At 51.2% G+C, this 8,589-nt stretch carries 4 protein-coding genes, 5 tRNA genes and 3 rRNA genes; 8 read left to right on the top strand and 4 right to left on the bottom strand.

Translation table 11 applies throughout. The features are described from left to right. The 8 genes from BZG14_RS06105 to rrf form a co-directional block, all read left to right on the top strand. A 16S ribosomal RNA gene (locus BZG14_RS06105) occupies positions 1–152 on the top strand; the annotation flags it as partial. A gap of 81 nt (positions 153–233) precedes the next feature. After that, positions 234–309: transfer RNA gene (locus tag BZG14_RS06100), tRNA-Glu, on the top strand. A gap of 2 nt (positions 310–311) precedes the next feature. Further along, positions 312–387 (top strand) — tRNA-Lys (locus tag BZG14_RS06095). Between the two features lie 13 nt (positions 388–400). After that, positions 401–476, top strand: a tRNA-Ala gene (locus BZG14_RS06090). A 12-nt stretch (positions 477–488) separates the two neighbouring features. Then, positions 489–564: transfer RNA gene (locus BZG14_RS06085), tRNA-Val, on the top strand. 31 nt (positions 565–595) lie between these two features. Next, positions 596–671 (top strand) — tRNA-Ala (locus BZG14_RS06080). 290 nt (positions 672–961) lie between these two features. Continuing rightward, a 23S ribosomal RNA gene (locus BZG14_RS06075) occupies positions 962–4,249 on the top strand. A 266-nt stretch (positions 4,250–4,515) separates the two neighbouring features. Then, positions 4,516–4,631: ribosomal RNA gene (gene rrf / locus BZG14_RS06070) — 5S ribosomal RNA — on the top strand. Positions 4,632–4,880: 249 nt separating this feature from the next. Here the strand turns inward: rrf and BZG14_RS06065 are convergent. The 4 genes from BZG14_RS06065 to BZG14_RS06055 all read right to left on the bottom strand — a co-directional run bounded on the left by BZG14_RS06065 (position 4,881) and on the right by BZG14_RS06055 (position 8,530). After that, positions 4,881–5,783, bottom strand: a complete 903-nt coding sequence (locus BZG14_RS06065) for a LysR family transcriptional regulator (protein ID WP_077608240.1) — start codon at positions 5,781–5,783, stop codon at positions 4,881–4,883. A gap of 59 nt (positions 5,784–5,842) precedes the next feature. Next, positions 5,843–6,199: a hypothetical protein gene (locus BZG14_RS15390; RefSeq protein WP_108743525.1), complete on the bottom strand. Its 357-nt coding sequence runs from the start codon at positions 6,197–6,199 to the stop codon at positions 5,843–5,845. Positions 6,200–6,315: 116 nt separating this feature from the next. Continuing rightward, positions 6,316–7,341 (bottom strand): 16S rRNA (guanine(1207)-N(2))-methyltransferase RsmC, encoded by a 1,026-nt coding sequence (rsmC, locus tag BZG14_RS06060; protein ID WP_077486880.1) that lies wholly within the window; start codon positions 7,339–7,341, stop codon positions 6,316–6,318. 103 nt (positions 7,342–7,444) lie between these two features. Then, positions 7,445–8,530: an AI-2E family transporter gene (locus tag BZG14_RS06055; RefSeq protein ID WP_077458991.1), complete on the bottom strand. Its 1,086-nt coding sequence runs from the start codon at positions 8,528–8,530 to the stop codon at positions 7,445–7,447. Positions 8,531–8,589: the final 59 nt, after the last annotated feature.

Below are 8,589 nucleotides of genomic sequence, written 5' to 3'. Positions count from 1 at the left end.
TGTACACACCGCCCGTCACACCATGGGAGTGGGCTGCACCAGAAGTAGATAGCTTAACCTTCGGGAGGGCGTTTACCACGGTGTGGTTCATGACTGGGGTGAAGTCGTAACAAGGTAGCCCTAGGGGAACCTGGGGCTGGATCACCTCCTTACTGACGCTATTGTTGCGAGTGYTCACACAGATTGTATAGGTTRAAGTWWTAAAGAGGATATGTWCCCAAACATATCAGCGTGTCCCATTCGTCTAGAGGCCTAGGACACCGCCCTTTCACGGCGGTAACAGGGGTTCGACTCCCCTATGGGACGCCATTGGGTTGTTAGCTCAGTTGGTAGAGCAGTTGACTTTTAATCAATTGGTCACAGGTTCGAATCCTGTACAACCCACCATTTTCTCAGACGCGGGGCTATAGCTCAGCTGGGAGAGCGCTTGCATGGCATGCAAGAGGTCGGCGGTTCGATCCCGCCTAGCTCCACCAAGTCTGGAAGATGGGCGATTAGCTCAGTTGGGAGAGCACCTCCCTTACAAGGAGGGGGTCACTGGTTCGAGCCCGGTATCGCCCACCATTCTCTCTGCAAGAGAGAAGCACTACAAAATGGGGCTATAGCTCAGCTGGGAGAGCGCCTGCCTTGCACGCAGGAGGTCAGCAGTTCGATCCTGCTTAGCTCCACCATTTTACTCTTTGTTTTTACAGCAGTTGACGCCTGTTGCGATAAGTGCTGTCTGAAAGCAAAAAATAAAGTGGTTTATCGTATTGATARATWCACATGCTCTTTAACAATCTGGAAAGCTGACAAGTCATTCTTTAAGAATGACAGTAAAGTTCTCAATCAGTGACAGAAATGTCACTCACACAATCAAGTGTGCTTGGGCTTTGTCTTATTTGATAAGCAAAGTCTCTATTTTGAGTCCGGCAAAAACAAAACCTTAGTTGTTTTCATACAAGACCTTTTGGGGTTGTATGGTTAAGTRAYTAAGCGTAGACGGTGGATGCCTTGGCAGTCAGAGGCGATGAAGGACGTACTAACCTGCGAAAAGCGATGGTGAGCTGGTAAGAAGCATTTGAGCCATCGATGTCCGAATGGGGAAACCCACCTGCATAAGCAGGTATCTTAGCGTGAATCCATAGCGCTAAGAGGCGAACTCGGGGAACTGAAACATCTAAGTACCCGAAGGAAAAGAAATCAATTGAGATTCCGGCAGTAGCGGCGAGCGACCCCGGAGCAGCCCTTAAGCGGCTTAGKCGTTAGGTGAACAGGTTGGAAAACCTGGCAATAAAGGGTGATAGCCCCGTAACCGACAGCGCCTTAGTCGTGAAAACGAGTAGGACGGGACACGTGATATCTTGTCTGAACATGGGGGGACCATCCTCCAAGGCTAAATACTCCTGACTGACCGATAGTGAACCAGTACCGTGAGGGAAAGGCGAAAAGAACCCCTGTGAGGGGAGTGAAATAGAACCTGAAACCGTCTACGTACAAGCAGTGGGAGCCCCATCACTAAGACACTTCATCTTAGTGAGACGCTATCACTTTGTKGATTGGGTTAACCACGCGMAGCGTGRGTCAACCGCCCAAACCAGCAGAGGTGACTTAGTGATGGGGTGACCGCGTACCTTTTGTATAATGGGTCAGCGACTTAATGTAAGTAGCYAGGTTAACCGCATAGGGGAGCCGTAGGGAAACCGAGTCTTAACTGGGCGACAGTTGCTTGCATTAGACCCGAAACCGAGTGATCTAGCCATGGGCAGGTTGAAGGTTGAGTAACATCAACTGGAGGACCGAACTCACTAACGTTTTGGGGTGACCGCGTACCTTTTGTATAATGGGTCAGCGACTTAATGTAAGTAGCYAGGTTAACCGCATAGGGGAGCCGTAGGGAAACCGAGTCTTAACTGGGCGACAGTTGCTTGCATTAGACCCGAAACCGAGTGATCTAGCCATGGGCAGGTTGAAGGTTGAGTAACATCAACTGGAGGACCGAACTCACTAACGTTGAAAAGTTAGGAGATGACCTGTGGCTAGGGGTGAAAGGCCAATCAAACTCGGAGATAGCTGGTTCTCCCCGAAAGCTATTTAGGTAGCGCCTCGGACGAACACTACTGGGGGTAGAGCACTGTTAAGGCTAGGGGGTCATCCCGACTTACCAACCCTTTGCAAACTCCGAATACCAGTAAGTGCTATCCGGGAGACACACGGCGGGTGCTAACGTCCGTCGTGGAGAGGGAAACAACCCAGACCGCCAGCTAAGGTCCCMAAGTTATCGCTAAGTGGGAAACGATGTGGGAAGGCTCAGACAGCCAGGATGTTGGCTTAGAAGCAGCCATCATTTAAAGAAAGCGTAATAGCTCACTGGTCGAGTCGGCCTGCGCGGAAGATGTAACGGGGCTAAGCGATACACCGAAGCTGCGGCAATGGCTGCATCACTTAAAGCTATTGGATTGACGTTATGCGCGAAGCGCGTGGTTAATAACGTCAAAGCGCCCAACAATGGTTGAGGCGAATAAAGATAGTGGCTTTAAGGATGCAGCTATTGGGTAGGGGAGCGTTGTGTAAGCYGTTGAAGGTGTGCTGAGAGGCATGCTGGAGGTATCACAAGTGCGAATGCTGACATGAGTAACGATAAWGGGGGTGAAAAACCTCCWCGCCGGAAGACCAAGGGTTCCTGTCCAACGTTAATCGGGGCAGGGTAAGTCGGCCCCTAAGGCGAGGCCGAAAGGCGTAGTCGATGGGAAACGGGTTAATATTCCCGTACTGCTRCTTACTGCGATGGGGGGACGGAGAAGGCTAGGTGGGCCTGGCGATGGTYGTCCAGGTTCAAGTGCGTAGGCTGATTTCTTAGGCAAATCCGGGAAATCAAGGCCGAGACACGATGTCGAGCCACCAAGGTGGTGAAGTCATTGATGCCATGCTTCCRGGAAAAGCCTCTAAGCTTCAGGTAAGTAGCAACCGTACTCCAAACCGACACAGGTGGTCGGGTAGAGAATACCAAGGCGCTTGAGAGAACTCGGGTGAAGGAACTAGGCAAAATGGTACCGTAACTTCGGGAGAAGGTACGCTGCCCGCGGTGAAGTCCCTTGCGGATGGAGCTATGGGCAGTCGCAGATACCAGGTGGCTGCAACTGTTTATTAAAAACACAGCACTGTGCAAAATCGAAAGATGACGTATACGGTGTGACGCCTGCCCGGTGCCGGAAGGTTAATTGATGTGGTTATCGCAAGAGAAGCCATTGATYGAAGCCCCGGTAAACGGCGGCCGTAACTATAACGGTCCTAAGGTAGCGAAATTCCTTGTCGGGTAAGTTCCGACCTGCACGAATGGCGTAATGATGGCCACGCTGTCTCCACCCGAGACTCAGTGAAATTGAAATCGCAGTGAAGATGCTGTGTACCCGCGGCTAGACGGAAAGACCCCGTGAACCTTTACTACAGCTTGGCACTGAACATTGAGCCTACATGTGTAGGATAGGTGGGAGGCTTTGAAGCGGCGACGCCAGTTGCTGTGGAGCCATCCTTGAAATACCACCCTTGTATGTTTGATGTTCTAACTTAGCCCCRTTATCYGGGGTGAGGACAGTGCCTGGTGGGTAGTTTGACTGGGGCGGTCTCCTCCCAAAGTGTAACGGAGGAGCACGAAGGTGGGCTAATCACGGTCGGACATCGTGAGGTTAGTGCAATGGCATAAGCCCGCTTAACTGCGAGAGTGACGGCTCGAGCAGGTACGAAAGTAGGTCATAGTGATCCGGTGGTTCTGAATGGAAGGGCCATCGCTCAACGGATAAAAGGTACTCCGGGGATAACAGGCTGATACCGCCCAAGAGTTCATATCGACGGCGGTGTTTGGCACCTCGATGTCGGCTCATCACATCCTGGGGCTGAAGTCGGTCCCAAGGGTATGGCTGTTCGCCATTTAAAGTGGTACGCGAGCTGGGTTTAGAACGTCGTGAGACAGTTCGGTCCCTATCTGCCGTGGGCGTTGGATGATTGAGGGGAGCTGCTCCTAGTACGAGAGGACCGGAGTGGACGAACCGCTGGTGTTCGGGTTGTGTCGCCAGACGCATTGCCCGGTAGCTAAGTTCGGCACAGATAAGCGCTGAAAGCATCTAAGCGCGAAGCTGGCCCCGAGATGAGTCATCCCTAGAGCTTCGAGCTCTCTAAAGGGTTGTCGTAGACKACGACGTTGATAGGCAGGGTGTGTAAGCGCTGTGAGGCGTTGAGCTAACCTGTACTAATTAGATAAGCGCTGAAAGCATCTAAGCGCGAAGCTGGCCCCGAGATGAGTCATCCCTAGAGCTTCGAGCTCTCTAAAGGGTTGTCGTAGACGACGACGTTGATAGGCAGGGTGTGTAAGCGCTGTGAGGCGTTGAGCTAACCTGTACTAATGGCCCGTGAGGCTTAACCATACAACACCCAAGCGGTTTTGGGTTGGACTCGAAATAAAGCCAGTTGATTGTGGCGAGAACGAACAGCTTTCTAGATACGTGTTTTGACTGAAAAGCGAAGACACACCAAATTTTGCTTGGCGACCATAGCGCTTTGGACCCACCTGACTCCATGCCGAACTCAGTAGTGAAACGAAGTAGCGCCGATGGTAGTGTGGGGTCTCCCCATGTGAGAGTAGGACATCGCCAGGCTTGCTTTCTTGTTTTCAGATTTTTGGAAAAATCTGAAGGCAAAAACGCTTATCTTGCTGATTGCTCGATGCTTTTGATAACGATGATGCTCATGTATTGGCATACACTGCGCGTCTCGCTTCAAAACTCACTGCGCATAGCTCGCAATTTAAGCATCAAAGCAGATATGTGTAAGACTTTGATAAGAGAATACAGAGCCCTGACCTGACGGTCGGGGCTTTTTTGTATCTGTCGCATGGTGATTGCTGGTTAAGTAGAAGAATAGGGTTGAGGTTGCCAGTGTAAGCAGAAATCCCAGAAGCGGGAGAGTAGACCTGACTGATATTTATCTTTGTGGCGCACGAGYCAATAGCGCCGAGATAAAAGCAAAGGGAGTTCGAGGGCAACGACTCGACCATCGGCAATGGCGTGCTGAGCGGAGAGCTTAGACAGGTACGCGAGGCCTAACCCGGCACTCGCAGCATTTAAAATCGCTTCGGTGGTATTGAGCTCAAAAGAAAGATGCCAGCGCTCGAAGCGAGGTGCAAGGCGTGAGAGAAAGTGCTCACGCGTGCCTGAACCTGGTTCGCGGATCAGCCAGGTTTGATCGTCGAGAGCCCCCACACTTAACGACGTTTGACTCGCAAGTGGGTGATCTGGGTGACATACCACGACCATCTGATCGCTTAGCCACGGCATTTGCAGTAAATCGGGGTGCAGTATTTCACCCTCTACCAATCCAACATCCAGCTCGAAGTGTTGAAGGCGATCGATGATCTCTTGGCTGTTGGCAATCATCAGTGTTTGCTGTTGATGCGAGGTCGCATGGCGAAAATCGCTAATCAGTGTGGGTAAAAGCTGATTACCCACGGTATCGCTTCCCCCTAATCGTAGGCAGCCAATCAATTGGCTGTCGTCTTTCAATGCGGCGCTAATTTCATCGCTACGGATCAGCAACTCATCCGCTTTAGGGATAAGCGCCGCGCCTTGATCATTAAGGTGAAGCCGGTTGCCGCGTCGATCAAACAAGGGATAACCGAGCTGACTTTCTAATTCGGCGAGTGCCATACTGACCGCCGGTTTACTGAGAAACAGTTTTTTCGCCGCGGCGGTGATCGTGCCCTCTTGCACGATGGTTAAAAACACTCGCAGTTGAGGAAGAGAAAGCGCCATTAAGACCTAGCGATTAAGGGTTTGAATCACTATAAGGCCGCTTACCCGCAATGACAATGTCAACGACGGCCTTTGTCTTGGCTCACCCAGTTCTGGATATCAGATTGGGCCTGTTTTAATGACTGGTAGTGAGGTGATTGCTCACTGGTATGCTTGAGGACAAAGTCGAGCGTGCGTACTACATTTCGCCAACGTGGTGTTTTGTGGACGGTTTCTACGTGCAGGTACTTATCCAAGGTTCTTGTTTGGCAGCTGCCTTTATCCTGATAAACACGCCATAAGCCACTTTTTTCTGCTAGGTCGACTTTATCGCCATCCCAAGCGGCGTTGAAGACGCGTCGAGTAAGCCATATCCATTTGCACGCTGTGAATACCTCTCTCTGATCACGCGGGCTTGAATCGCAAACGGCTGCCAAAAGGCAGCCGCGAGAGAGAAGACGCTAACACGTCTGATGAGTCAAAACTGTGATCTGCTGTCAGGTATCAAGTCTTATATGTGTGTTAACTCACTGCTCGATGGTGTTGTCAGCCACTAGCGTGCTTTTTGCGCATGATAAACGGCGAATCGACGGGTTTTGGCGAGGGTATCACACTGACCGAGCCCTTTTTCAATAATCGGGGGGTAACGTAAGAAGCTGTTGGCGACGATCACCAATTGGCCGTGACGGCGCAGGTAGCGAGGCGCGCTTTCCAGCAAGGACTCAGTAGCCTGGTAAAACGTCTCGAGCCCTTCATGAAACGGTGGATTGCTAATAATGGCATCAAACTGCTGTCCACTGACGGCACCTAACATGTCTGAGGCAAAAACAGAGCCTTTGAGCCCATTGGCCGTGAGGGTCGCTTGGGTTGATGCAACGGCTAAATGATTCACATCAACACAGGTGACCGTACAGCTTGGGTGGGTAGCCAGTATTACCGAGCCGATGACGCCTGCGCCACAGCCGACATCAATCACATCACCGTGCATATTGGGCAGGTGCTTGAGTAATAAGGCCGTGCCATCATCAAGACTTTTGTGGCTAAACACACCGGGTAGAGCACGAACAGTGAGTGATTGATTCTCTACTTGGAGTGGGTAGTCGTGAAACCAATCCGCTAGGTTAAACGATGCCGCCGGTAACGTACATTGGCCATGATACAGGCTGCATCGGCGTGCCGAGTCTTGTTTGATCACTTGGCCATACGGGGCAAAACGTTTTTCGATGCTTTTAACGCCACTGCGGTTTTCACCCACCACGACCCAGTCGACATTGGCACCGAGACGATGTGTGAGCATCGCGAGAAGAAAATCGGCTTCCGCTTTTGACTTAGGCCAGTAGAAAAGCACCAAATCAACTGAGCTCTCACCCACATATTCAGCCCCTTCATGGACCTTCACATCGGTATTTGCCATTCGTGAGGCGTAGCCATGATGGGTCGTAAAGACAGACACTTGCGAGGCATGAGGCAGTAACTGCTGAGCAAAGTTATCTTCTAGCTCACCAGCTAATAGAACATGTTTGTTTTCAAACAGCGTGAGGTGACGTTGGGCAATCTCGCTAGGAGCCGTGAGGGCCATGGTATTTCTCTTCGGTTACTGTGACTGATAGGTCGCGTTTGGTCGAGGGGCGCGCTGACGGGGATTTTCCCACAAAGCGCGCACCAGGCCAATATCAGCGTGCTTATGCGTTGTCTTGTCGGTCAAGAAAGCGCTCAAACTCGATTTCATACATACGAAATAGCACTAAGGTGATGGAGAAAATAATCGGGCCATAAATCAGTCCCATCAAGCCAAACAGATGCAAGCCACCTAACAGTGAGAAGAAAATAAGCAGGGTGTTCATCCCCGAGTTGCCTTGCATGAGGAAGGGGCGGAGGAGATTATCGATGGAGCCGACCACCACCACACTCCATATCAGTAAGGCTACCGCCCATTGCCAATCGCCCGTGGCCACCAAATAAAGCACGGTTGGCAGCCAGATGAGCGCGGTGCCGACCACAGGAATAAAGGAGGCGAACGCCATCATGGTGCCCCAAAATAGCGCTGGCAGGCCCACGGCCCACATCGCCAAGCCGCCTGCGGCCCCTTGCGCCAAGGCGGTGAGAAAGGACCCAAGCACGGCAGACTTGGCCACCTTTTCCACCTCATCCAATAACTGATCTTCTTGGCTGCGTGATAAGGGGATCACGTGGCGGAGCGTATGGATAATGCTGTCGTGATCGCGGAGCAAGAAAAACAGAACGAACAACATCAGCATAAAGGTGATGAAAAAATCGGTCACATCCCCTAATACCTTGGAGCTGAATTCGAGCATTTGGCCACTGAAAGAAGACATCCAAGCGGCCAGCTTTTTCACCGTTTCTTGTGGGTCAATTAAATCAAATGGCAGCCATTGGTTGAGAAAATGCAGTGACGATTGTATTTGTGGGTTGTTGAGTAACTGTTTTGCGCCACCGTTATTAAGCCATTCGTAACTGCGTGTAAAAAAGCTCACGCCTTGCTCGATTATCGCTCCCGCTACCACGGTGAGGGGAATGATGATGATAAAAGTGATTAAGACACAAGATATCACCGACGCCGTGTTTGGGCGTTGCCCAATGCGATCTTCAATACGTTTATGAAGAGGGAAAAAGAGCAAAGAGACAATAAACGCGAGAACGATTGCACCAATATAGGGCTCGATAAGTAAATAGCACGCATAGGCTGCGATGATCAGCGCAGCGATTAAAGTCCAATGTTTCGGCTCGACACGAAATGACGAAGTCACAGGGTATCCCTCTTAGGCTGGTTGAGTGAGTCGGGCGGACTTTACTTGCCGTCAAACGG

Source organism: Salinivibrio sp. IB282, assembly GCF_001995685.1.
Lineage (GTDB): Bacteria > Pseudomonadota > Gammaproteobacteria > Enterobacterales > Vibrionaceae > Salinivibrio > Salinivibrio kushneri.
Note: the sequence above shows the minus strand (reverse complement) of the source record. Positions and strands in the feature narration are given on the sequence as shown.